Consider the following 537-nt stretch of genomic DNA (forward strand, 5'->3'; position numbering starts at 1 on the left):
TTAGCTCAAATGCTTGTTACTAGCTCGCCAACGCTTTTCGCAAGTTACTTAGCTCAAATGCTTGTTACTAGCTCGCCAACGCTTTTCGCAAGTTACTACGTCCTTCATCGCCTCTGACTGCCAAGGCATCCACCGTATACGCTTAGTCGCTTAACCATACAACCCAAATGAGTTTCACTCATCTGCGYCGCATTGCGACCAGCTTGGTTTTACTTGTCTCACTTCTGACCAAAGAAGTGGACGCGCCTTAGACGTAAACTATGCCACTAAGCATAATTTACTATTGAATATTCAAGACACTTAATAAAGTGTTTGAGAACTCATGTTCAATGCTTTCGCATTAAACGTTTTGTAATTAATYACATGACAGACTCATGCAATTAAATACTATCAGCTTTCCAAATTGTTAAAGAGCGGGCTTAAAAAAGCCAAAGATAATTTTTTAGTTTATCTTTGGCATCTCTATCCATAGTGCATATGCCTTATTACTTTKCAATAAAGTCAGAATAAGGTGTAAATGGTGGAGCTATGCGGGAT

At 39.3% G+C, this 537-nt stretch carries 1 rRNA gene; it reads right to left on the reverse strand.

Annotated elements, in window-relative coordinates:
* Window positions 1–156 (reverse strand): 23S ribosomal RNA (locus L5M40_RS22565); the annotation flags it as partial.
* Window positions 157–537 lie beyond the last annotated feature (381 nt).

This window comes from Shewanella sp. SM68 (assembly GCF_025653925.1).
GTDB lineage: Bacteria > Pseudomonadota > Gammaproteobacteria > Enterobacterales > Shewanellaceae > Shewanella > Shewanella oncorhynchi.